Consider the following 24,900-nt stretch of genomic DNA (forward strand, 5'->3'; position numbering starts at 1 on the left):
ATCATTCTCCAATAATATTGTGAGCTGTAGTTACCTTTTTTTTAACGTGATAATACTTTGTAGACTTCAGCAATTTATATCCTTCGCGTTTCTGTCCTATTATTCCGCATATAATTCCGAGATGCGAGTTTGCCTCAAACACCCCGACGTTGTCTCCTTCTTCTTTGAATGCAGCCGCAGCACGGTGAAACTGCCGGTATGCCACAGGGAGGTTCTGATTTTCCCATTCAATCATTGCCTGGTCAAATATCGACCGTCCGTTTTCGTGTTTGGTTTCGCAGGACAACAGGACGGTGAGCGTAAGCAGAAAAGTGATATATCGTATAAAGATTTTCATTTATTTATGGTTAATATGGAATATTGCTCTGATTACAAAATTAGCAATTTTTTTATTTTAAGAAACATGTCTGTCCTTATTTGTCCGTCCTATTAAATATTATTTAACATAATTGTCCGGTTTATTGTCCGTATTATCCCTGTTGTGGTATAAATGAATTAAGCTAAATTTGGCCACAACATTATTTTGAAGTAAAAACACACTAAAAGTTTTGCATTATGAAAAAAAGAGATTTGTACGTTGCTTTATTGGGGCTTTCGTTAGCAAGTCCTGTTACAGCTCAGGTGTATGTAACCGAAGGGCAGTTCTTTTCTACAGGAGTAAATAATGATGGTGAGGTGCTGATAATGGAAAATCAGTGCTCTCCTTATAATATTTGGAAACCTAAAAACGACATCAATGACATTACAGAAATTGGTGGTGTTTCTGCAGGAAATGGTATAGGAGGTGAAGCTAAATGGACAGAAGATGGAAAGTTCGTAACTGGTACAACTCCATGGGATAATATTGTCATACAAAAAGGATGGAATTGTTCGGCGTTTGAAGAACCGGCAGATGCTCCGCAGCCACATCATGTGAGCAATGTGTTTTTCATAGCTAACAGTTTGCTTGTCACCACAGCCAGTACGGCAGACGGAAGTGATATGCGCATACGCTGGACAATGAATAATGGTGACCGTTGGAGAGCGGGTAATATTATCGTATCTGGTCTTCCTGTTGAAAGTGTTGAGGGTGTTATGCTCGACGGATGTAGATTTACTTCGTTAATAGGTTATATGTGTGGCCGTAATGCATCTATGTATTATATTGGATCAAATGGAAATGACATACATGCAATAACGCCTGTATTAAATGGATTTGATGGTGAAGTGGACACATATTGGGCAGTTGATTTTGTGGTTACTTCAAACACTTATGATCCTGCTAAATATGGACTTTTAAGCGTCGAGGCTAAAGATGGTGAGTGCAGCGTTTGGTATACAGCCGACGGAGGCGACACTTACAGCAAGGCCGACGGAACTTATGCAGATGCTGCCGCAACCGACTTCTGCTATACAGGTACTGAGGCAGATGCCGTTATGTGGCTGGTAAACAGTAAAGGTGCTATACAGAAGTCTGTTGATTTTGGCGTTACATGGACAACGGTTTGTGAGATAGAAGGTTCTTTCAATCGTATCCACTTCTCTGGCAGCGATAACGGCGTAGCCGTGGCCGATGACGCAGTGTATGTAACCACTGACGGAGGCGAGACATGGACAAGGTGTGAAGTCGGATCTGACGACGTGGAGCTGAATCCGCTGGCCGGAACAGTGTGGAACGATGCTTGCTGGAGAGAGAACACTCTGTATGTGTTCGGAACTAACGGCATGGCATACAGCTCGCAGAACTATGGAAAAGAATGGAAAAAGGAGAATATAGACGATGCTGAAGGCCATGACCTTAACCGAGCCACTCTTTCGGCAGACGGAAAATATATTCTCGTAGGCGCTAACGATTTCCGCGTTTTCCGTCTTGGCTTTGAAGACTCACGCTTTGGATATGTAGCTGGAAAATATGAAGTTGAAACAGACACCTGGACTCCAATGGAGTGTAGTGGGGTTTTCTCGCAGGATGTTAATAGTTGCTCATATAACGTATCTGGAGACGGCCATGTACTGGTAGGTAATTCTTATCAGATGATAGGCGAAGGAGGCGATGCGCAGAGTCGTGCTCAGGCGGCTGCATGGGTTGATGGCAGTCTGGTTACTCTGCCAGTTTTGGATGAAGAAAGCAATCGTGCTACTCAAAGCTATGCTACAAGTTATGACGGAAGTGTAATTGCAGGATGGAACGACTTTGTAGGTCCTTGGAACGGATGCTATTGGACACGCAACGACGACGGAAGCTACACGCAGCACATGCTGCTCAAGGCTGGTGTAGATGTAAAAGATGTTGACTTTTATAATTTTGATGACACTAAGCGTTATTGCTTCGGTCCTGCCCATGCCGTGTCGCCTGACGGAAAGTGGATAGGAGGTGCTGGCACGTCGCTAAATTATACTTTGAACGCATGGCTCTATAACATAGAGACAGGAGAGTTTAAAGATCTTGGAATAGACGGCGGTACGGTTGTAAGAGTGAACAATGAAGGAACAATGGCTGTCGGCTATGGTGCAACAGGACTTAGTGCCTTTATATGGACAGAGAAAGATGGATATAAAGATCTTAATGATTATGCCGCAGAACTCGGACTCGACTATACAAACAGCGAATTCTCGATGATAAGTTGCGTAGATGCATCTCCAAACTGGCGCTATCTGTGCGGTTGGGGTATGGCCGGCATGGGTAAATATGCCTATATGATGGATACAAAGGGCGAGTCTACCGGCATAGGTCAGGAGATTATCGAACAGTGCAAGGCAGAGATTTATCCTAATCCGGTGTCAGACATCCTGTATGTGGCGCTGCCTTATGAAGGACTTAAGACAACCGTTACGTTGTTCGACCTTCAGGGACGTGCCGTGAAGACGCTGAAAACGGAAAACACAACCAATGAGATTGATGTTACAGACGTAAGGCCCGGCATGTATATCCTCGACGTTGAGGCTAAGGGCCTGCACAAAGGCTTCAAGGTGATGGTTAAGCATTAAATTATATAGTGTAAGGCGGAGAGAAGGCCTTAGCGGCTTTCTTTCTGTCTTATTCATAAATGTAGATGTTATAATTTGTATGCTATGAGAAAGATATTATTATTGGCTGCCGTAATGATTTCGCTCTGTCTGCCGGCACAGAATATTACAGGGCTGGTTGACGTAAAAAGAGTTTCTGAATCCTTCAGGACATTGCCCATATGCAGCCCTCGTACAGATATGATGAGTGTCAAGGCTCAGGCAGACAAGCCGGCAAAGGCGCCTGCAGGAGATGTTGAGACTTTTTATCTTGAATATTACGACAGAGTTTACGGCTTTGAGAATTTATGCGTGAGGTCGCACGTGAAGTCTGACTTCATATTTGGCAACGACGGCAAGGTGTATATCCCCAACATGTTTTTCATGTCTCAGCTTCCGGGATATATCGAGGGTACGCTTTCAGACAACACAATAACAGTAAGCGGGGCGCACAATGCAGGCACAGTAGGCGAAAACACCTATTATGTGTCTCAGGTTGACCCTGAGACAGGAAGTCCTAAAAATGAGGCTTTCACGCTGACAAAAGATCCTGCCACTGGCATTTGGAAAACAGACGGGAACACGCTGCTGGGACTTTATGTAGATGAACTTATCCCTGAAAATCTTTATTCTTATTGCGCCATGCTTAATTATCTTCCTGCCGGCGCGTTTCCTGCCTCAGTGCAGTGCAGACTGACAGCGGTGGATAATTATGACAGAAACATAAGCAAGACGCTAGAGGTGATAAAAGTAGAGGACGGTTATTATATAAAGGGCCTTATGAGAGGATATGACGACTCGTGGGTGGTTGGCCTGTATGGTGAGAACGGAGATATAAAAATTCCTTCATATCAGGTGCTTGGCGATGACGTGGCTGCTGTATTTGTAGACGAGTTGAACTACAACCAGCCCGAAGGCCTGTTCGTATATGACGCTGAGGCTGACACTCATTCATTGCAGGATAATATATCTTTGATGGATATGTATTCAGACAACGGTACGGACTTTTATGCAACGCAGGTATATGCAAGGATGACCATAAGCGGACTATCTGCAGACATATCAGACGTAAAGGCAGACAGAAAGATTGTTGGTACGGAATATTTCGACCTGTCTGGGCGTCGGGTCAGCGATGCTTACAAAGGGCTTATAATAAGGGTGACGAGATATGCCGACGGCACCAGCAGTGCTGGGAAAATTATGAAATGAGCTTGTTTTTCATTTTCAGGGTCTTGATTGATTATAATTTCTAATATTTTCATGGTTTTGTTTATTGAAAATAAATCATGAAAAAGTTATTGTGAAAGAAATTACAAGCTGTGATGCTGACGGATGTAGGGTGTCGGTATCTGTAAGGAACCTGACATCGTGAAACTTTCTGATGGACGTACAATAAAAATTATGAAATGAAGTAATTGTTCTTCATTTTGAGGGTTCTTAGTTTATAGGATGCGGTTAGGCAATAAATGTGATTTATTCGCTTAACCGCAATTTCTATTTACGCTTCCTTCTGAATTACCGGGCCACTTTTGCATCAAAAGTGGCCCGTTTACGATATAATACTTATGCTTTTGCAGCCTGAAAGTGCAGCTTTTGGATATAAAAATCAGCCATTTCATGGTCCTTAAACGCTTCATGTGTAAACGTATGTTAATTAACTTGCGCTGTTGATACGGCCAAATTAACATCCGTTATACATTATTTCCCTAGATTGAAAAAATATTTTGTCATGACTTTTTACTACATATTTTATAAGCCACAATCCATTATTGGCTGCATAGAACTTTGTTTTCAACCTGTCATCTGATGATGCCTGATGGCGTTTGTTAATTTGTATGGGTAATAATAATTCTTCATTTTAAATTAATACCTATAATATCAGTTTTCAGACTTTTTCCTTTATTTTTTATATACATTTTGGTAAATTTATTATCTTTGCATAAAGAATCTGTGCATATAGGCACTGCTGAACTGAAAGCATTGGTTTGGTGTTCCAATGTTTTTCGCTTCCACCATTCTTCCAAATTACGTAATGATATAATTGCGGAAAACTTATGCTAACAATGATAAAAAAATAATCATATTATTTATATTCATGCTGTCACTATTGCCGCAGACTGTTTTTTCCGCAGGCGGTACCCAATACTCAAGGCTTGTGCATAAGGTTGACAATATGCCGTCTGCAAAGATTATAGAATTGGCAGACAAATACGAAAAGCAGAACAGACACGGCGACGCATTGGTGCTTTATGCTGTTGTTTATGGCCGATTTAAGGATAGTATGAACGATGACGAAAAAAATCAATGTGCCATGGCCAGACTGAAAGCCGGCAAAATATATTATGACAAAGCAGACTATTCAAAAGCTCTTGATGAGTTTATTTGTGGCGTTAAAGTAAGCGAGCAGTGCGACAAGCCCAAGTTTGCCGCCCGCATATACAATAATATAGGAAATGTGTATTGCCTGTTCTTTGAATGGGAGAAAGGTATTGGATATTACCATAAGGCTTATAAGCTAAGCAAATATAGTTGCGACAGTAAGGTGGAACATGATATTTTATTGAATATGGCCGGAATGTATACATTCCTGGGTGATCTGCCGAATGCCATAAAATACTATAAAATGTCAGAACAGACTAAAGACCCTGGCGATCCTGAAGATGTTTATATGAGCGGATATGCGAAAAGCCTGATACAGATATATAAAGGTAATGTCGCAGAGGGTGTGGCCCGACTTAAAAGTTTGGCTGTTTATGCCGTCCAAAAAAAGCTGGAACCCAAGTACCAATGTTTCGCTTATCAGGAAATATGCTATGCATATGTTCAGCAAGGGCGGTCTGATTCTGCGTTGAAATACATGAACCTTTGTGATACTACGTCTCGCCGTTACAACCTGCAGCATAATTTTGCATCTGTACTGAAAAGCCTTTCTGAATTTTATGAGGACAATGGCGATGTGGTGAAGTCTAATTATTACAAATCGCGTTATCTCAGCATAATGGATTCGATTTATAATACACGTAAGTTTGACGCAGCCAAAAATTCATTGTTTACATATGAAGTAGACAAGACCATGCGTGAGATTTCAGATTTGCACACACGAGAAGAACAGCGCCTGCAAACCATACGCTTGCAGCGTGTCGTCACATATGCAGCACTGATTGTGGCCATTGTCACTATGACATTTCTTTTTGTTGTGTGGCGTCAGAAACGTCGACTTCATCAAAGTTACGCGGATCTTTACTCGGTGAACCGAAATTTCATTGATACGCAGGAAGAACTTATAAGTCGCCTGCGTCAGGCTGACAAGACCATCAAGGCTAAAGATGAGGAATTGGAGATTATGAAAGCGGAGCGGGCTGATGTGGCTATAATGGGCGAGGGGGCGCAGGACGAACAGGCGAAATGCCAGAAAAAGGGACTCACCGGAGATCAGGCGCAGATCCTGGCAGACGCCATACGTAACGTGATGGAGAATACGACGGCATATTGTAATGTGAATTTCTCTCTCGCAATGCTGGCTGAAATGGTGGGATCCAACAGTAAATATGTGTCGCAGGTTATAAATGACACATTCCATAAAAGTTTTTATGATTATGTAAACCCCTATCGTATCCATCTGGCTTGCGCCCGTTTTAAAGATACGGAGCATTATGGTCATCTCACGATGAAAGCTGTTGCAGAGAGCGTAGGGTTCAGGTCTTACTCCTCGTTCGTCAGCGTGTTCAGAAAAATTACCGGCATCACGCCATCGCTTTATCAGAATATGGCCTTGAAAGACAAAGTCTGAGATGTATGCTGCTTGTGTAGGATTTTTATCTATGGCGGTGTCATTTTACTGAAATGGCATCAGGCCAAAATCATTAGGCAGATGTTTTGCTCCTGCAGGTAGATTAATGTTTCTAATAGTTGTCTTGCGGTTTGCTCTTTTGACATAACCGGCTATATTTATTGAAAGGCAAACGGTAATCCTGCCAAATCCGGAGGATAGTTTTGGTTAAAATATTTGTTTTTGCTTCGGATTCATGTATTCGAAGCGCCTTATTTTGCAAAAAAATAATATAGTTCTTATTTTTGCTTATGTTAAGTTTATTATTAACCAAACTTATTTGTTATGAAAAAACCGTTACTATTATTGGCTATAGTGCTTGCAACATTTGCTGAAAGCGCATGGGCAGACAAAAACTTTAAAACATCAGCAGAGTTAACCTCTGGAGTGGCAATCTCACCCTGCGGACAATATCTTGTAGGAGCGTATCCATCATATCTCGTTGGAGAAACTTACACCGTCAGTTATCTGTATGATAATCTGTTCGGGGAATAAAGTTAGTGCATACTTAATTCTGCCTACGGATTGATATTGTATCAATGTAATTGATAAATGTAAATCATGAAACACATAAAAGTGTATGAATTAAGTGAGGCTGACAGCCTCAAACTAGAGAAAGACTATCAGACCGTTCTTTGATAATACCAGAATTTTCAAGGAAGATTTGGAGTCTCTTCTAACTTTTAAATTCCTTTTATGTAATTCGCAGAATATTTCTTTTTATTTCTAAACGGTTTTTGTGTAGATTAAATGAGGTTCTGTCTACTAAAACCAGAAACCGAATTATAGAGCCTCCCTTAACTTTATTTATTATGTTACGTATGAAGACATTTCTCTCAACCGCACTCATCATGCTAATCATCCTATCGGCTAATGCCGAAGAGAAATTCCTCCATTGGAAGGATATAACAGCTAACCCTGTAATTACCGGAGTCTCATCCAACGGAAAATACGCGGTAGGCTATAATGGTTTGACAGAATCCAGTTTCATCTGGGACATTGACAACGACACGAAAACATGGCTAACCAGTTTTGAACCAGGCTCGACAGACTATTCAAAATCCGGGGTCTTTACTGACATCAGCGATAACAAGACCATTACCGGACAATACCGTGATACCCGATACACGATAACTGTAGACGGAACGTCCACCCCGATAAAAGTGGCTGCAGTATGGGACGAAAACGGAAATGTCACTAATCTAGGTATCGGCGATGACCTCACAGTTGAAGACATAAAAGTAACAAGCCACGGTACGGTTGCAAACGCAATATCTGCCGATGGCACGGTAGTTGTGGGCGAATACAACGGTCAAGGCAAGTTCGGTGCATGCTGCTGGCGCAAACAGGCTGACGGCTCATGGAAATACGAGCCGCTTCCACTCCCCGAATATCCTGCCGACGATGACGGCAACATCATCCCTATTGAGGATGCGTCGGCCGTCGATGTAAGCGCAGACGGAAGCGTAATAGTGGGATGGTTCCAAATGCAGCACACATCATACCCATGTTATTGGAAAGACGGACAGATATTCCGCATGCAGTACGACATGGGGGATTGGACTTCGCTTATGAACGAGAAGCAGAACCTTGCGACATCTGTATCTCCCAACGGACGTTTCATGGGCTTTTATTTCAACGGCAAACGCATTCCCGGCATATATGACATAGAAAACAAGATTTATGTCAAGATGGAAGTTCCTGACGACGGCGCAAAGACTACTGAAAATATCATAGCCGATAACAACGGCGACCTCTTTTACACCTTGATGTATGGCAGCGTATTTACCGGCAATTACAGCAGGCCTATGTGGTACTCGGCCAAATCTGGCAGCAGCGTGGACCTAAACTACTTCCTCTCCATTTACGCCCCGAATGTAAAGCCTTCCGCAGACAGTCTCAACTTTGCTTTCGAAGCCAAACAACAGCTTAGCACAACTGCCGTATCCGCAGACGGAACTCTCGTGGCAGGCACGCTCATACACAGCGGTATGCCGCGTGCTATGGAATCATGGATATTCCGTATAGACGAGAACCAGACAGACATACCCGACGTGCCGGAATCACCAACGGGAGAACTCATCGGCGACAGGACAGTGAAGCTGAAATGGAAAAAAACGTGTCGGCACTTCAAAAGGTTTCACCATTATGTCATACAACGTTTACAGCAACGGACGTTTAATAGCTACCGTTAAAGCTGAAGACAATAAGGATGAATACGAATATATTGCATCTGACGAGGACGCAGGCTACATCCGGTACTCTTTGGCATGCAACTACCGTTCCGAATCAACAGACAGTCTCGAATCTCCGCATTCCCATTCATGTGAAGTCTGCGTCCCGGAGAACTTCTCATTTCCTTTCTTTGAAGACTATGAGAACGAAAACTGGACGGATAACTATTGGGAACTTCATGACGACGATGGTGTTGTATGGGGTATGCGGAAGCACTGTGGCTTCGGAAACTCCATGGTAGGTGCCAGTGTGTCCATGTCAGGAGTGGATCCATCCAAACCATATTGTGCCACAGTGTTGTCGCGCCCTATTGATGCCACCGGGATAAGCGACAATATCCACTTCTCTTTCGCCATATATCCGATTGTCCCTGCCGAGAATGTAGGCGGAGACTTCACCAAGGATTCCATAAGTATTGATGTCGCAGAAGCTTTCACTGACGAGTGGCACAACGTGAAATCCATCTCGCTCAAAGATATGGATTACTATTACAAATTCTTTGATGCCGACTTGACAGAATATGCCGCCGGCAAACTCTTCCGCATACGTATGCGTGTCCACGGACAGAACTCGCTAAATTCTAAATTTGTTTTTGACAAAGTATCTGTCGATGTCGAAAAAGGTGAAGCCCCTGAAGGATTGACCGGACATACAATCAACGGTTACGGGCGCATCATATCGTGGAAGAATTCCATCGGCGCATACGAACTCAATTACCTTCCAAATATCTACGGCAATGTTTATACGAAAACAGCAGGCAACGCTGGAAAAGATTTCATTGGCGCCAATCTCTTCACGCCTGATTATCTTTCTCAGTTCAATGGCAAATACCTCACAGCTGTCAAGACGAGAATAAACAACTACGAAAGCGAAGATAACACGAAGACAACGAAAGTCTCCGTCATGGTATATTCTGATGATGAGCTGATACTTGAGGAACCCGTAAATAACTTCACCACGTTCAATCGTGACACCCTGTTGATACTTGGAAGCCCAATACAAATTGACGGCTCAAAATCCATGAAAGTAGCTTTAAAAGTATATGACTACGACGAACATCAGATACCACTCGTGTACGTATGTTCAAATCAGTACAGAGACGGATACAGTAATATATATTCCGAAGATGGCGGAAAAACATGGCTTACTCTCTCTGACGCTTATGCCGGCACAGAAAATCCGGAAGACGGATGGGGATCATGGTACATCTCCGGGCAGATTACTGACGAGCCGAATATTGATGCGGACGTAGAAATAAACGATTCGCTCGTGGCGTACAACATATACTCAAACGGCAAGCAGATTAATGAAAAACTTATATCCGCACAGGAAGCAAGGTTCGTCGACTCCGAGTCATCCTTGAATATAGACTATCAAGTCAAGGCATTCTACAACAACGGAGGAGTATCCCCGATCTCTGATATATATAGCTACGACAGCACAGATTTGCCTATCGTCAAAGACGAAATCGGCAATTCCTTCTCAATATGGCCCAACCCAACAGATGACGTAATAAACATTAGAGGTGAGTTCGATTCTGCATCACTCTTCACTGTTGGCGGATGTAAGGTCATGAACATCATCAGCTCAACAACAGACATCTCTGGCTTAAGCCATGGCATTTACCTTCTTGAACTCAGGAAAGACGGCCGTGCAGAATTGCACAAGATAATCAAACGTTAATCCCATGAGTTAAAGGACATTCAAACAAAAGAGAGTGTGTCAATATGTATGCTAAAGTACATTTTGGCGCACTTTCTTTTTATTATGAAAAGAAGGCGTGCCAAAATGAAAATGACTACTCTGTGCCGTATGGTATATATCCACAAGAATATTGTGCCGGCTTATTTGCAATCCGTCGGAATATAGTATAAGAACCAATTGTCTGCGAAGCTAATTTTCAATCCGCTAACTTTTTTATGGTTAAGTGAAGAACGAACAATGAAAAGTGAAAATCCATAAGCATAGCATTATTGAATATAAATTTATCAATGACAGACAGTATAAGCAGTATGCAATCCGAGATACATACCTGTTTGAGTGGTTAAATCCAAATAGATCATTAGACCGCACATAGCTTTATCAATTTTGTGCATTTATGATTTCAGCCTGTCTTTTTATTTCTGTTGTCGTCTTTTTAGTTAGATTTTCGCTTAATGTAAAAAATCCCGACCGATTCATAATAACTATTTGGATTAGAAAGTTAAATTGACAGCCTTGTGGATTCTTATCAACCACTTTGCTTTTTGATTGGCTAACGCCGGGTTTCGTATCTTCGCTCTTCACTTATTTGGCACTTTGATTTTTCACTTCCAATTTTTAATTTTTCATTGAGCTTTGCGCCTCTGCGCTTAAACTTCGTTTCTCAATTCTCAATTTTTCATTCTCCTATGTTGCCGTATTATATTTTTTCGTAACTTTGCAGACCACAGCAGATTTTTATTTTTCTGCAAAATTACGACAAATAGAGATGGATAATAAAGAAATAAATAAAAACAACGAGTTCGTAAGACAGGTGGCTGAGCAGAAATATGAGTTCGGCTTCACCACCGACGTGCATACGGACATAATCGACGTGGGCCTTAACGAGGACGTGGTGCGCCTGATTTCGCAGAAGAAGGGCGAGCCCGACTGGATGCTTGACTTCCGCCTGAAGGCCTACAACTACTGGAAGACGCTGGAGCAGCCTACCTGGGGACACGTGAACGTGCCCGAGATAGACTATCAGGCTATATCATATTATGCCGACCCGCTGGCAAAGAAGAAGGACGAGGGTAAGAAAGAGATTGACCCCGAGCTGATGAAGACTTTCGACAAGCTGGGCATTCCGCTCGAAGAACGCCTTATCCTTAGCGGCCAGACGGCCGTAGACGCCATTATGGACTCGGTGTCGGTGAAGACTACTTATAAGGAGAAGCTGGCCGAGAAGGGCATCATATTCTGCTCTATCGGTGAGGCGATAAAGGAACATCCTGACTTGGTAAGAGAGTATCTCGGCACGGTTGTGCCTTACCGCGACAACTTCTTCGCAGCCTTGAACAGCGCTGTGTTCAGCGACGGCTCGTTCGTCTACATACCAAAAGGCGTGCGCAGTCCGATGGAGCTTAGTTCTTATTTCCGCATCAACGCAAGAAACACGGGCCAGTTTGAGCGCACACTGATTATTGCCGAGGACGACAGCTATGTGTCTTATCTCGAAGGCTGTACGGCTCCGATGCGCGACGAGAATCAGCTTCATGCCGCCATCGTTGAGATTATCGTAAAGGACAACGCCGAAGTGAAATATTCTACGGTGCAGAACTGGTATCCGGGCGACGAGAACGGCAAGGGCGGAGTGTTCAACCTTGTTACAAAGCGTGGCGACCTGCGTGGAGTTAACTCAAAGCTGTCGTGGACTCAGGTTGAGACAGGCTCGGCCATCACGTGGAAATATCCTTCGTGCATCCTGCGCGGCGACAACTCTGTGGCTGAGTTCTACAGCGTAGCCGTTACCAACAACTATCAGGAGGCCGACACGGGTACGAAAATGATTCACTTGGGAAAGAACACCAAGAGCACTATAATAAGCAAGGGCATCAGCGCCGGACACAGCCAGAACTCTTACCGCGGATTGGTGCGTGTGTCGCCTAATGCCGACAATGCCCGCAACTATTCGTCGTGCGACTCGCTGCTGCTGGGCAGCGACTGCGGTGCCCACACGTTCCCGTATATGGACATACACAACGACTCGGCGATAGTGGAGCACGAGGCTACGACGAGCAAGATAAGCGAAGACCAGCTGTTCTACTGCAATCAGCGAGGCATACCTACAGAGCAGGCCGTGGGCCTTATCGTCAACGGATATGCCAAGGAGGTTTTGAACAAGCTGCCTATGGAGTTTGCCGTTGAGGCTCAGAAGCTGCTCAGCGTGTCGTTGGAAGGCACTGTGGGATAGTTCTTCAAATTAAAAATTGGTGGGGTAGTGCCGTAGGGGTTTATCGGTTCATCAACGATATATATTAAAAATATTATTATGATGAATACAAGACCATTGATTGTTTTAGCCTTGCTGCTTTGTCTGTCAAGACCTGTGGCAATCGCTCAGGACGATGACTCGCGGCGATGGGCAATAGACTTCAGGCTAAGTCCTGTAAAGCCGGTTGTGTCGCTAAACGAAACTCCCGACAAGTATTACGACCCTTTGAAGGCAGGCGGCGGTCCTAACTTCTCTGCTCACCTAGAGTATTTCATTCCGCAGACAGGCTTCTCTGTTGTCGGCGGCTATGACCACGAAGTGATGGATTTCTACTCAGGCGACGTGTCAGCCGATCTGTCGCAGATTATGCTTGGCGGCCGCTGGTATTTCCTGTCAAAGTCATGCCCGCTGCAGCCTTATCTCGGCGTAAGCACCTTCTGGAACGTTGCCGGGCGCAAGGATGCAGGTACGATAAGCATGTCGGGAATGTATGGCAGCTATGAGCGCAAGTACAGCGTGAGCAGCCCCGTGCTGAGTGTGGCGCCGGTGGTGGGTCTCGACATATATCTGTTTTCGTGTGTGGCTCTTGAGGTCGATTATGGCTTCCGCATGGCTGTTGACGGACATACATCGTCGCAGACGACATTCGGAAAGGACACAACACCCTATGCAATGCGCTCGCCGATGCACCGCCACGCGCTGTCGGTGGGACTGAAAGTTACGTTCCCGTTCAAGTTTACAAACAGTGATGTCACCGGACTGCTGGACACTCTGCTGACATATCTATATCTGAAATAAACAATCACGGCAGGCGAAAGCCGTAAGGCCGGAATAAATTATAAGCAAGAATTATGTTAGAAATAAAAGACTTACACGCCAAGATTGGCGACAAGGAAATATTGAAGGGCATCAACCTCACCATAAAGGACGGTGAGACACATGCCATAATGGGACCTAACGGTTCGGGCAAGAGTACATTGAGCGCTGTGCTGGTCGGTAATCCGCTTTATGAGGTTACGTCAGGCTCGATAACCTTCAACGGCAAGGACCTGCTCGAGATGAAGCCTGAGGACAGGGCACACGAAGGACTCTTCCTTTCGTTCCAGTATCCCGTGGAGATTCCGGGCGTGTCGATGACCAACTTCATGCGTGCCGCCATAAACGAGAAGCGCAAGTATGAGGGCAAGGAGCCGCTCAACGCAGCCGACTTCCTGAAGCTGATGCGCGAGAAGAGAAAGATTGTTGAGCTTGACAGCAAGCTGTCTAACCGCTCTGTGAACGAAGGTTTCAGCGGCGGCGAGAAGAAGCGTAACGAGATTTTCCAGATGGCAATGCTCGAGCCGAAGCTCAGTATTCTGGATGAGACAGACTCTGGCCTCGACGTTGACGCGCTGCGCATTGTTGCCGAAGGCGTCAACAAGTTGCGCACACCGGAGTCGAGCTGCATCGTAATCACTCACTATGAGCGCCTGCTCGACATCATCAAGCCCGATATCGTTCACGTGCTCTACAAGGGACGCATCGTAAAGACCGCCGGTCCGGAACTGTCGAAGGAGATAGAGACACGCGGATACGACTGGATTAAAGAAGAGGTGGACTGAATTTAATTTATAATTCACAATTCATAATTCATAATTGGATTGCGCTGAACTTCGTTTCATAATTCACAATTCTTAATTCGTAATTGGCTAACGCCGAACTTCGTTTCATAATTAATATACGGATGGATAGCGAAAAACAATATATAGACCTTTACAACCAGTGCCGCGACATGATATGCGCGCACAGCTCAGCGCCGCTCAACGCCGTGCGCGATGCTGCGTTCGACGACTTCAAGCGGATGGGATTCCCGACAAAGAAGGTCGAGAGATATAAATACACCGACATTCCGTCGCTATTTGAGCCCGACTACGGCCTTAACCTCAACCGCCTTAACATACCGGTTGACCCGTATGAGGCTTTCAGATGCGACGTGCCTAACCTCAGTACATCGCTCTATTTCATAGTGAACGACGGCTTCTATGGCAAGTCTACGCCTAAGGGTCAGCCGCTTCCCGAAGGAGTGATTGTCGACTCGCTGGGCAAGGTGGCTGCCGAAAGGCCAGAACTGATAGAGAAATATTATGCCAAGCTGGCAAAGACTTCTGAAGACGGCATAACGGCTCTCAACACAATGCTGGCACAGGACGGACTGCTGGTTTATGTGCCCAAGGGCGTTGTGGTAAACAAGGCCGTGCAGGTGATCAACATCCTGCGCTCTGACGTCGACCTGATGGTTAATCGCCGTGTGCTGATAATAGTGGAGGAGGGGGCTGAAATCAAGCTGCTCTTCTGCGATCATGCCGCCGACGACCGCCGTTTCCTCACCACGCAGGTTATCGAGGCTTATGTGGGCGACAATGCCGGACTTGACCTCTACTGCCTTGAGGAAACTCACGCAAAGAACGTTCGCGTGAGCAATCTGTTCATTGAGCAGCAGCGCAGCAGCAGAGTCAACCATAACATAATAACGCTGCACAACGGCATAACACGCAACCGCACCGACCTCGTGTTTGCAGGTGAGGGTGCCGAGTGTAACCTCAGCGGATGTGTTATAGCCGACAAGAAACAGCATGTTGACAATAATACGCTGATAGATCATCGCGTGGCTCACTGCACGAGCAACGAACTGTATAAATACGTTCTCGACGAGAGCGCCACGGGAGCCTTTGCCGGCCGAGTGCTGGTGCGTCATGGTGCACAGAAGACCGACTCGGTGATGCGTAACCAGAACCTCTGTTCAACCAAAGAGGCGCGTATGTACACGCAGCCGATGCTGGAGATATATGCCGACGACGTTAAGTGTGCCCACGGCAGCACCGTGGGTCAGCTCAACGATGCGGCCCTGTTCTACATGCGCCAGCGCGGCATCAGCCTTAAGGAGGCCAAGCTCCTGCTTGAGTTTGCCTTCGTCAACGAGGTCGTAGACGGCATAAAGCTCGAGCCGCTCCGCGACCGTCTGCATTATCTCGTAGAGAAACGCTTCCGCGGCGAACTCAACAAGTGCGAGGGATGCAAGCTGTGCAGATAAAATTCGGTAGTTAGAAGTAGTTAAAGGAGTTAGAGTAGTTAAAGTCATTACCTTTGTTGATGTCGTCATTCTTTATGTAATAATGTTGACTGGAATTTGGCTTTGGCTGCTCTAATTCTGAAAATAAGCTCGGATACTTGCATGTTTTCATCTCTTGCAATATAAAGTTTCAAGGCTTGTATACTTCAACTGCTCTGACTTCTGTAGTTTACTGAATATTCTCGTTAGTCTTTGGCCACGTTACTTTGTATAAAATTATTTAGGCTATTGACTTTAACTACTCTAATTCCTTTAACTCCTAAAAAAGTATGTTCGACGTAACCAAAATAAGAGAAGACTTCCCGATACTCAGCCGTAAGGTTTACGACCGTCCGCTGGTATATCTCGACAACGGTGCAACAACGCAGAAGCCGCTGTGTGTGCTCGATGCCATGCGCGAAGAGTATCTCAATGTCAATGCAAACGTACACCGCGGCGTGCATTATCTTTCGCAGCAGGCAACCGACCTGCACGAACAGGCACGCGAGAAGGTGCGCAAGTTTATCAATGCAGGTTCGGTTAACGAAATAATCTTCACGCGCGGAACCACCGAGAGCCTTAACCTTGTGGTTTCGTCGTTCTGCGACGGGTTTATGAGCGAGGGCGACGAGGTTATCGTGTCCGTCATGGAGCATCATTCCAACATCGTGCCGTGGCAGCTTCAGGCAGCGCGTAAAGGCATATCGCTGCGCGTGATACCGATGAACGACAAAGGCGAACTGCTGCTCGACGAATACGAAAAGCTGTTCACTGAGCGCACTAAGATAGTCAGCGTTACGCATGTAAGCAATGTCCTCGGAACGGTAAATCCTGTTAAGGAGATTGTGCGCATAGCCCACGAGCACGGCGTTCCCGTTATGGTTGACGGTGCACAGAGCACTCCTCACTTTGCCGTTGACGTGCAAGACATCGACTGCGACTTCTTTGCCTTCAGCGGGCATAAGATGTATGGTCCTACAGGCGTAGGCGTGCTATACGGAAAGGAAGACTGGCTCGACCGCATGCCGCCGTATCAGGGCGGAGGCGAGATGATAGAGAGTGTAAGCTTTGAGAAGACTGTGTTTGAGCATCTCCCGTTTAAGTTTGAGGCCGGCACGCCCGACTATGTTGCCACTCACGGCCTTGCCACCGCCATCGACTATATCAGTTCGATAGGCATCGACAACATCTCGCGTCATGAGCAGGAACTCACAAGATACTGCATGGAGCGGATGCAGGAGATAGACGGCATCAGACTCTTCGGCACGGCCAATGATAAAGACGCCGTGGTTTCGTTCCTCGTAGGCGACATCCACCATCTCGACATGGGCACGCTGCTCGACCGTCTCGGCATAGCCGTTCGCACCGGTCACCACTGCGCCCAGCCCCTCATGATACGTCTCGGCATACAGGGCACGGTGAGAGCCTCGTTTGCCATGTATAACACAAAGCAGGAGATAGACGTTCTTGTTGAAGGCATAAAGCGCGTAAGCAAGATGTTTTGACTTTAGTATTTACTTTTTATATAATAGAAAAATCCTGGAAGTGTAGAGTTTTATTCTTCCAGGATTTTTGTTTGTTTCATGCTTCAAGGGCTATTTCCTCTTAATGCTGCCTTTGATTTTTGTTGCCTTTAGCATGATATTGCTAGACATCTTTGTCTTATAAATGTATCTTGAATTCTTATTAAACATTCTTGGAACGAAATTTCTAATCTTAATGTTATTCTTGGTAGAGATTCCTTGTGCTCCATTAATTTCAAATGTTTCGTATGCACCACCGAGCCAGCCATACTCACCATTAACATAAACGTAATAAATGGTACCAAACACGAACATTTGGGCTTCTTGGTCATATCCGCTTGTATGTTGGTCTGTGACACCGAACAGAAGCGCAGCATCTCCTACATATAGAGGTCCGTATGTCTGATGAGAGAATCCGGTGTCAACATCTTTGAACGAAATATAGCCTTGATCGTCCATAGTGAATGTTAAACTGCCTTCTTGTGTTATCCATGGTTCAATCTTATAGTTAAATGGATTCTTCTTATCCTGATACATTGTGGCAGAGTATGATGGAGTAATATCATTGATTATAGGATTACCTACGAAATTATCACTGCCCTCACCATCTGTTATAAATGCCGGTTGTACATTATGTGTAAATGTTCCAGAATAAACAGGTTGCCAGTCTGCGGCACTTGATTCACCTCCCAATGAGAATTTAAATGGTGTTGCAGAATGATTTTTCATGTTGCCCTGAGCGTCATATGTAACTATAATCATAATATAATTACCGCTTTCTGTTAATTGTGCCTGTATGTCTTCTCCCGATGTAATATAGTTTGACTCTATATTACCATCATTTATGGCTGTTACAATTTCATTTATGTCATCACCTTCTGCAGCGATTACCCATCTTGCAAAAGCGACATCTTTGCCAAGAGTTATTGTACCTTGTACATAGCTGTTGTCTTTTGCATCGGTAAATCTTCCCGTATAGGTGAATGAAGATGTATAGTCGGTTATTTCATACCCTGGCATTGCTATTGCAAACATTCCGTCTGAATTTGTATAATAGGTTGGACTTGTTATCTGTGAAGGTCCAAGCTCCATTAAGAAACTTTGTGCAGGCATGGTAATTATACCATCTTGATATGTTCCGAAATATTCAGGCGCAATCTGCTTTAACGTTTCTACATCGTATCCGTTAAGTACATTTAGTGCAGTTACATAACTGTAAAGAAGAATATTGTCTGAACCGTATTTTCCTGGAAGTATTGTTCCATCTACATAGGCATGAGCTGGATCCGAAACATCGAAGATGATACCATTGTCATTATTAAATGTGATAGCACTTCCATTATACATTTTATAAATTTCCGTATCTTCGCCGTAAGGATTCTTGAGACGGTAACGGCCTTCTTTTAGAGCACTTTTTTGTAGTGGAACTTTGTAGGTTAGAGGTTCTATACCGAAAACAGAAGATATGAGACCTTCACGATAAGTTACTTCTTCTCCTGTATCAATCCATTCTGTAAGACCAGCTGATATTGTGCATGATGAATCTCCGTATGGAGTGGTATAAGCTTCATCTCCAATACTGAGTGTAATGTTTTCATAATATCCATATCCGCATTTGTCTGACAGAAGGGTTTTGGGGTCGTATGCAATATTTATGTCTGCTGTTGTCGCACCGTCTGCAAAAGTCACTGTTGCTGGGACAGTGTAGATACTGCCGTCTTTAGTTACAGCGTTTATTTTTACGGTAAGTTCACCTTCGCTCTGAATACGGTTTATCTGTACCTGAAAACTGTTTTTTGCAGGATCCAAGTCGTAATTTGAGGCAAGGGTTGTTTTAAAATATACCTGTTCACCCTCGGCTGTTGCAGCAGTATGCTCATATTCTTCGGTACATGACCCCATAACGAGTGCAAGCGCCACGAAAATGAACATCGTGCAATAACTGAATATTTTATTCATAATATTGTCTATTTAAATTATTTCTATTTATTTTGCGTAGTTATTTGCCGGGTCAGGGTTGTTATAATATCTTACACCGGCATTATTTGTCTCTTCTGAGCGTACTATAGCCCAGTTCATCCATGCAGGACGTGAAGTAGTCTTGAATTGTGCCCGAGATTCTATGTTGACAGATGTAGTCTTGTCAACAGCATAGCCTAGGCGTTTAATGTCGAAGAACGACTGGCCTTCACCCCAAAGCTCAATTTGTTTCTGGAAAACAATTTCTTCTATAATTTGGTCTTGGCTTGTACCTTTAAAAGAATACTTCGTGTCACGTGACAGCATGAAGGTTTCGAGCAATTTCTTTCCACGTTCAGCGTCTTGGTGAGCAGCAGCTTCAGCTTCAATGAAATACATTTCTTCAATTCGCATTATCGGGAATGCCGTGACATTTCCTGCTGTATAGTCGCTAACGTTTCCACCGGCAGGACGGAATTTAGTTGAAGTATAATCTTCAAGAGCTTCGCCTATTTCTGCATCGCAATATGTATTCTTTCCATACAGTGAAGAACCTTCTGGAGCTTTAAACATAAGTTTACGCCAGTCAGTATTGCTCATTTTATTATAAGTAGCTGAAGGAATCTGTGGAAGAACACCAGCTCCTCCCATTGACAGAGGACCACTGTATCCATACGTGTTTTCTGATGTCATGAATGCAGCCCAATTCATAAGATTGCTGACATTGCCGCGTGAATAAGTTGCTCCCCACATCCATTTTGTAGCATCGTTGAATCCTGTAGTTATGTTGAGTGCCTCTTCCTTTGTCATTGGCTGTGACGTAGAGGCATCTATTGCCATGCGTGCATATTTTTCAGCCATAGGATAGTTTTCCATCCACATATAAAGACGTGCATAAAGACCATAAACGCAGTCGATCTTAGGTACGGATGTGCTTGATATTTTCAGTAGGGGTACAAACTTTTCTGCAGCCTGCAAGTCACTGAGGATAAAATTGAACATGTCTTTTTTCTTTGCACGCGGGTTGTTACGTGCTTGCTGTTCTGTTGTCTTCTCTGTTACAATAGGTACTGTCAGACCGGAAATGTCATTTCCCTCTGGACTTATTGGCTTCGTCTTGTCATTTTCAAGGAACTCGTATTCGCGGGCCATATCGAGATAAATCAAAGCGCGGTAGGCAAATGCTGCACCGGCAAGACCTTTTTCAGAGTCAGTTCCGCTTATTGTGTCAACTGCAGCAATAGCGTTATTAGCAGCCAGGACAAAACCTGTTTGATATTGCCACATGAATTGGGCTGTAAGGTATTCGCGTCCCCAATATAAATCATAGTACCAGTTGCCCCATTGGTTGTATTGGTAGCCATTGGGACTGAATGCCAATTCGCCAGACTGTATATCTCGAATAATCATCAAACCGGCATATCCGATTGACCAATGGTAACTTGACGTCCATATTTTTGAAAATTGATTGTTCAGACCCATGACAAGTGCTTCTGCACTTTCTTCTGTAGGTGGCACCTGTTCATCGGTAACGCCACTTGTAGGCAGGGTTTCGTCAATACAGCTTGAAAGCGTAAATGACGATACCAAGACCATCAGCATGCTAAGTCCGTATATAAATATCTTTTTCATATTTTTTCTGTTTGTAATTGTTTTTAGAATGTAACTGTTATACCGCCTGATATGGTGCGCATTGCAGAATAGTAGGCAGTTGAAGCTCCTCCTGTTATGCTTTGGCGTGGGTCAAGTCCTTGACGTTTAGACCAAACCCAAAGATTTGTCGCCGTAAGATAGAGTCTTAATTTGCTTATTCCTGCTTTTGCAGTGAACTTGCTGGGCAGAGTATATCCGAAATTGAGGTTTTGCAGACTTAGATATGAGGCATCGGTAAGGAAACGGTCTGAAGTATAGTTGACGTCCTGATCTGCATAGACGATATGGGGAATGTTCGAATTTTTGTTTTCCGGTGTCCATGCATTCAATAAGTCAGCATGGATAGCAGATCCTCCTGTCGCCATGCTCATCATGCTTGCATAATCAGAATCGTAAATTTGACCACCAAGCTGATACGTGAAGTCTAATGATAAATCGAAACCTTTATATGAGAAACGTGTGCCGAAGCCTCCATAGGCCCATGGCAGTGCTGTTCCGCAAAGATATTGTGTGGCATCAGAAGATGATTCTGTCGTTTCTTTGCCTGCGACATAAGTCTTCTTGTTTCCGTATTCGTCTAACACAGGATTCCCGTTTTCATCAACAACGTCTTTAAGGACATCTTTCCAGTAAAGTGCTTTACCTGTTTCGGGGTCAACACCGGCATATTTAGCCATATAGAAAGTGTAAAGAGGTTTTCCTTCACCATAGAAATAGCTGCCGCTTGCATAGCCTTCAACGCCTTCAGAAGTGGTTGTTGTCTTGTTTTCATCTGCAATTCTTACAATTTTGTTTTTATAAGCTGTAAAGTTTATGTTTGCGCCCCACTCAAAGTCTCTAGTCCTGAAGATTGTTCCGTCGAGTCCTATTTCAACTCCCTGGTTAGTCATATCTCCAATGTTGTCATAATATCCTGTATATCCGAATGAACCAGGAAGTGAGAACCATGAAAGCATGTCGGTTGTCTTACGGTAGAAATATTCAATGCTGCCGGCAAGACGTCCGCGGAACAGAGAGAATTCGAAACCTGTATTGAAGTTGCCGCCTGTCTCCCATGTTATTTCTTTGTTACCCATAGTGGTACTTGGTATCAGTGAGGCAACTCCGTCTGAAGGTGCTATTGTGTATGTGTTTGAGTAGAGGTAGTTGCCGATGTTGTCGTTACCCTGCTCACCATAAGAAGCCTTGAACTTCAACTCGTCAACCCAAGAAGCGTTGAACCACTTTTCCTTGCTGATGATCCATGCGCCGCCAAATGACCAGAAGTTACCCCAGCGGTGATCCGGGTGGAAGCGTGAAGAAGCGTCACGACGATAAGATACTGAACCGAAGTACTTGTTGTCATAGTTATACTGTGCACGTCCGAAGAAACCTTCTGTATTGTAGTCGGTAGTGTACGAATCCATAGTTCCGTCAGTTACAGCTCCTGCCAATTCATCATTGAGGAATGAATACATATTGCTTTTTGATGCAGACAATATGTAAGATCTTGTACGATAATACTCATGACCGAGCATAATCTCAACATCATGCTTGCCGAACAGACGATGCCAATTCAATATTTGCTGATAGTTATATGACCAGTCACGTCCGTGCGATTTGCTTACGATACCGTTTTGTGATGCAAACTGTCCAAAATATGGCTGCTGTGTACTTGTTCCACGGCTCTCATTAAGCATGACACTATTTGTCGTTGTGAATTTAAAGTCTCTTAGGAAACGTATTTCCGCAAATCCTGTAGCATTGAGGTTGTTACCCTCTGCGTAACTCTTGTCAAGCTGATTTGAGCAAATTGGGTTAGAACCTGCAAATACGGAACGCTGTTGGCCGTTAATTTTTCCGTCGCCCCAGTCGTAAGACGGAAGTCCTGTCTGGGCATCTTGTAATATGTTCCCATTTGCGTCGCGGATATAAAGAGGATAAATAGGCGCAATAGAATTTACTGCGAAAATATTTCCGCTTGAACTGCTGCTGCCGTCGTCTCCAAGATAATTTGATACATAGTGTGCATAGCTGAAGTTTGCACCAACTTTAAGCCAATTTCTTATTTGGTAGTCTGCTTTAAGACGACCGGTGAAACGTTCATAGTCAGAACCGATTGTGATACCTTCGTTCTTCAAGTAACCTGCAGAACCATAGAAAGAACCTTTTTCGTTGCTTCCTGTTGCTGTAATATTATATTCTTGACGAAGACCGTTCTGGAATGTGGCATCACGCCAGTCGTCAGGGAGGAGCATATAAGAATTGCCGTTGTAGTTTACAATGTTTCCTAATGTGGCGTTAGGGTTGATTCTTCCATTTGTTCCAATTAGATATTGTCCTTCTGGAACAGCATAGACATTATAGCCCAATCCATAGGAATTATTGGCGCAAAGGTTGTTGTTTGCCCATATATAAGATTCTCTGTCAGTATGCTTTAAGTATCTGTCTTCTGCAGGCATCCCTTCTTGCCAATTGGGGTTAGGATACCAATCTTTATAGTAATTGTAAAGTGATTTGTAATACGTTTCATAGTATGCCGCAGGGCTGTTTACAGTCTTGTAATATGGAGTGCCTTTTGAATTGGCTCCCCACTTGGCATCAACAGTGATTGATGAGGTGCCTTCGCGGCCGGTCTTTGTTGTGATGATGACAACACCATTGGCACCACGCGCACCGTAAAGAGCTGCAGAGGCAGCATCCTTCAGGACGGTCATTGAGGCGATGTCGTTAGGGTTTATATTCTGAATATCACCATCATAAGGCGAACCGTCAACGACAATAAGCGGTGATGTGCCTGCATTAATAGAACTGATACCACGGATTTTAATGCTTAGACTTTCTTGTCCGGGGGCACCAGTCGCAGAATTGATCTGTACACCTGCAACCTTACCGGTCAATGCTGTTACTGCGTTAGAACTAGAGGTTTTTGTTATTTCCTCTGACTTTACAACCGCTGCAGAACCGGTGAAGGCTGATTTCTTAGCCGTACCGTAAGCAACGACCATCACCTCGTCGAGGTTGGTCTCGTCAGGAGCGAGCACCACGCGTACGCTGTTGCCCTTTACCGTTACGTCCTGATCAACCATGCCGACATAGGTTACTTTCAGCTTGTTGTGCCCTGCGGGCATGCTGATAGAGAACTTACCGTCAGCGTCTGTCACGGCACCGGCGCTGGCGCCCACAACGCGGACAGTAGCACCGATAATCGGCTGACCGTCCTCCTGAGACACCACGGTTCCCGTAACTGCTGTTTGTGCCAGTGCCATTCCCAGTGACAGGAACAGGCAGGCCAAAATCATAGTTAGTCTTTTTTTCATAAATACTCTCTAATTAAATAAATAAGTTACATAATTATCCAAAGGTTTATTGCTGCGGCACTTATGTCTGCTGATGGCTGTCCTGTCACATGTGTAAGTAAAATTTTCTGTTAATGCCAGAGTCAATCAATAATAGTCATATGTTTAACAGAAGTCAACTTTAATCAGTGAAAAGGCTATTTGAGGGCAACCCCAATAAGGAAAGGACATATAGCTACAGGATAAAAAAGTTTTCGATAGAAACTCGTCACTCGTCACATCGACGGGTAAAATGCTGACTGTCAGTTAAATATGGTGTGACGAGTTGCTTCCCCTGACTCGTCACACTTGCGTTGATTAACAGTGCTGTGACGAGTTGAGATTTTAACTCGTCA

The 24,900-nt window shown here is 44.3% G+C and carries 15 protein-coding genes; 11 read left to right on the forward strand and 4 right to left on the reverse strand.

The genetic code is table 11. The annotated features are described in order from the left end of the window. Position 1 precedes the first annotated feature (1 nt). A complete protein-coding gene (locus ACU52_RS08710; RefSeq protein WP_053398517.1) occupies positions 2–337 on the reverse strand; it encodes a hypothetical protein in 336 nt (111 codons plus the stop codon). Between the two features lie 218 nt (positions 338–555). Here ACU52_RS08710 and ACU52_RS08715 point away from each other — a divergent pair, with 218 nt between their 5' ends. The 11 genes from ACU52_RS08715 to ACU52_RS08760 all read left to right on the forward strand — a co-directional run bounded on the left by ACU52_RS08715 (position 556) and on the right by ACU52_RS08760 (position 17,597). After that, positions 556–2,967: a T9SS type A sorting domain-containing protein gene (locus ACU52_RS08715; protein ID WP_082335222.1), complete on the forward strand. Its 2,412-nt coding sequence runs from the start codon at positions 556–558 to the stop codon at positions 2,965–2,967. Between the two features lie 84 nt (positions 2,968–3,051). Next, on the forward strand, positions 3,052–4,194 hold the full coding sequence (locus ACU52_RS08720; protein WP_147630824.1) for a hypothetical protein: 1,143 nt from the start codon (positions 3,052–3,054) through the stop codon (positions 4,192–4,194). A 964-nt stretch (positions 4,195–5,158) separates the two neighbouring features. Then, positions 5,159–6,775, forward strand: coding sequence for an AraC family transcriptional regulator (locus tag ACU52_RS08725; RefSeq protein WP_204374659.1), 1,617 nt, complete (start codon positions 5,159–5,161; stop codon positions 6,773–6,775). A gap of 324 nt (positions 6,776–7,099) precedes the next feature. Next, positions 7,100–7,309: a hypothetical protein gene (locus ACU52_RS15095; protein WP_147630826.1), complete on the forward strand. Its 210-nt coding sequence runs from the start codon at positions 7,100–7,102 to the stop codon at positions 7,307–7,309. A gap of 326 nt (positions 7,310–7,635) precedes the next feature. Then, complete coding sequence (locus ACU52_RS08730; protein ID WP_053398521.1) at positions 7,636–9,009, forward strand: hypothetical protein; 1,374 nt, start codon at positions 7,636–7,638, stop codon at positions 9,007–9,009. Next, positions 8,963–10,732, forward strand: a complete 1,770-nt coding sequence (locus ACU52_RS08735; RefSeq protein WP_147630827.1) for a T9SS type A sorting domain-containing protein — start codon at positions 8,963–8,965, stop codon at positions 10,730–10,732. The genes ACU52_RS08730 and ACU52_RS08735 overlap by 47 nt, the downstream gene beginning before the upstream one ends. Positions 10,733–11,519: 787 nt before the next feature. After that, positions 11,520–12,983, forward strand: coding sequence for a Fe-S cluster assembly protein SufB (sufB, locus tag ACU52_RS08740; RefSeq protein WP_021855940.1), 1,464 nt, complete (start codon positions 11,520–11,522; stop codon positions 12,981–12,983). Positions 12,984–13,061: 78 nt separating this feature from the next. After that, positions 13,062–13,802: a hypothetical protein gene (locus tag ACU52_RS08745; protein ID WP_147630829.1), complete on the forward strand. Its 741-nt coding sequence runs from the start codon at positions 13,062–13,064 to the stop codon at positions 13,800–13,802. A gap of 53 nt (positions 13,803–13,855) precedes the next feature. Further along, entirely contained in the window at positions 13,856–14,605 is a 750-nt protein-coding gene (sufC, locus tag ACU52_RS08750) for a Fe-S cluster assembly ATPase SufC (protein ID WP_053398524.1), read from the forward strand. A 122-nt stretch (positions 14,606–14,727) separates the two neighbouring features. Next, entirely contained in the window at positions 14,728–16,074 is a 1,347-nt protein-coding gene (gene sufD / locus ACU52_RS08755; protein WP_053398525.1) for a Fe-S cluster assembly protein SufD, read from the forward strand. 308 nt (positions 16,075–16,382) lie between these two features. Beyond that, positions 16,383–17,597 carry an aminotransferase class V-fold PLP-dependent enzyme gene (locus ACU52_RS08760; protein WP_053398526.1) on the forward strand — a complete coding sequence of 405 codons (1,215 nt, stop codon included), beginning with the start codon at positions 16,383–16,385 and terminating at the stop codon, positions 17,595–17,597. 90 nt (positions 17,598–17,687) lie between these two features. Here ACU52_RS08760 and ACU52_RS08765 read toward each other — a convergent pair whose 3' ends face one another. From ACU52_RS08765 to ACU52_RS08775, 3 genes are read right to left on the reverse strand one after another with little or no spacing between them, the layout of a single operon-like run. Further along, a complete protein-coding gene (locus tag ACU52_RS08765; RefSeq protein ID WP_147630830.1) occupies positions 17,688–19,574 on the reverse strand; it encodes a hypothetical protein in 1,887 nt (628 codons plus the stop codon). A 27-nt stretch (positions 19,575–19,601) separates the two neighbouring features. Next, positions 19,602–21,206 (reverse strand): RagB/SusD family nutrient uptake outer membrane protein, encoded by a 1,605-nt coding sequence (locus ACU52_RS08770; protein ID WP_053398528.1) that lies wholly within the window; start codon positions 21,204–21,206, stop codon positions 19,602–19,604. A 23-nt stretch (positions 21,207–21,229) separates the two neighbouring features. Then, positions 21,230–24,526 carry a SusC/RagA family TonB-linked outer membrane protein gene (locus tag ACU52_RS08775; RefSeq protein ID WP_053398529.1) on the reverse strand — a complete coding sequence of 1,099 codons (3,297 nt, stop codon included), beginning with the start codon at positions 24,524–24,526 and terminating at the stop codon, positions 21,230–21,232. Positions 24,527–24,900: the final 374 nt, after the last annotated feature.

It is taken from the genome of Xylanibacter rarus, from assembly GCF_001275135.1.
GTDB lineage: Bacteria > Bacteroidota > Bacteroidia > Bacteroidales > Bacteroidaceae > Prevotella > Prevotella rara.

What these genes read in the sequence shown, in the direction of transcription:
- ACU52_RS08725 (WP_204374659.1), top strand. Translation starts at nt 5,159, where the DNA reads ATGCCGTCTGCAAAGATTATAGAATTGGCAGACAAATACGAAAAGCAG.
- sufB (WP_021855940.1), top strand. Translation starts at nt 11,520, where the DNA reads ATGGATAATAAAGAAATAAATAAAAACAACGAGTTCGTAAGACAGGTG.
- ACU52_RS08720 (WP_147630824.1), top strand. Translation starts at nt 3,052, where the DNA reads ATGAGAAAGATATTATTATTGGCTGCCGTAATGATTTCGCTCTGTCTG.
- sufC (WP_053398524.1), top strand. Translation starts at nt 13,856, where the DNA reads ATGTTAGAAATAAAAGACTTACACGCCAAGATTGGCGACAAGGAAATA.
- ACU52_RS08775 (WP_053398529.1), bottom strand. Translation starts at nt 24,526, where the DNA reads ATGAAAAAAAGACTAACTATGATTTTGGCCTGCCTGTTCCTGTCACTG.
- ACU52_RS15095 (WP_147630826.1), top strand. Translation starts at nt 7,100, where the DNA reads ATGAAAAAACCGTTACTATTATTGGCTATAGTGCTTGCAACATTTGCT.
- ACU52_RS08765 (WP_147630830.1), bottom strand. Translation starts at nt 19,574, where the DNA reads ATGAATAAAATATTCAGTTATTGCACGATGTTCATTTTCGTGGCGCTT.
- sufD (WP_053398525.1), top strand. Translation starts at nt 14,728, where the DNA reads ATGGATAGCGAAAAACAATATATAGACCTTTACAACCAGTGCCGCGAC.
- ACU52_RS08710 (WP_053398517.1), bottom strand. Translation starts at nt 337, where the DNA reads ATGAAAATCTTTATACGATATATCACTTTTCTGCTTACGCTCACCGTC.
- ACU52_RS08745 (WP_147630829.1), top strand. Translation starts at nt 13,062, where the DNA reads ATGATGAATACAAGACCATTGATTGTTTTAGCCTTGCTGCTTTGTCTG.
- ACU52_RS08735 (WP_147630827.1), top strand. Translation starts at nt 8,963, where the DNA reads ATGTCATACAACGTTTACAGCAACGGACGTTTAATAGCTACCGTTAAA.
- ACU52_RS08760 (WP_053398526.1), top strand. Translation starts at nt 16,383, where the DNA reads ATGTTCGACGTAACCAAAATAAGAGAAGACTTCCCGATACTCAGCCGT.
- ACU52_RS08730 (WP_053398521.1), top strand. Translation starts at nt 7,636, where the DNA reads ATGAAGACATTTCTCTCAACCGCACTCATCATGCTAATCATCCTATCG.
- ACU52_RS08770 (WP_053398528.1), bottom strand. Translation starts at nt 21,206, where the DNA reads ATGAAAAAGATATTTATATACGGACTTAGCATGCTGATGGTCTTGGTA.
- ACU52_RS08715 (WP_082335222.1), top strand. Translation starts at nt 556, where the DNA reads ATGAAAAAAAGAGATTTGTACGTTGCTTTATTGGGGCTTTCGTTAGCA.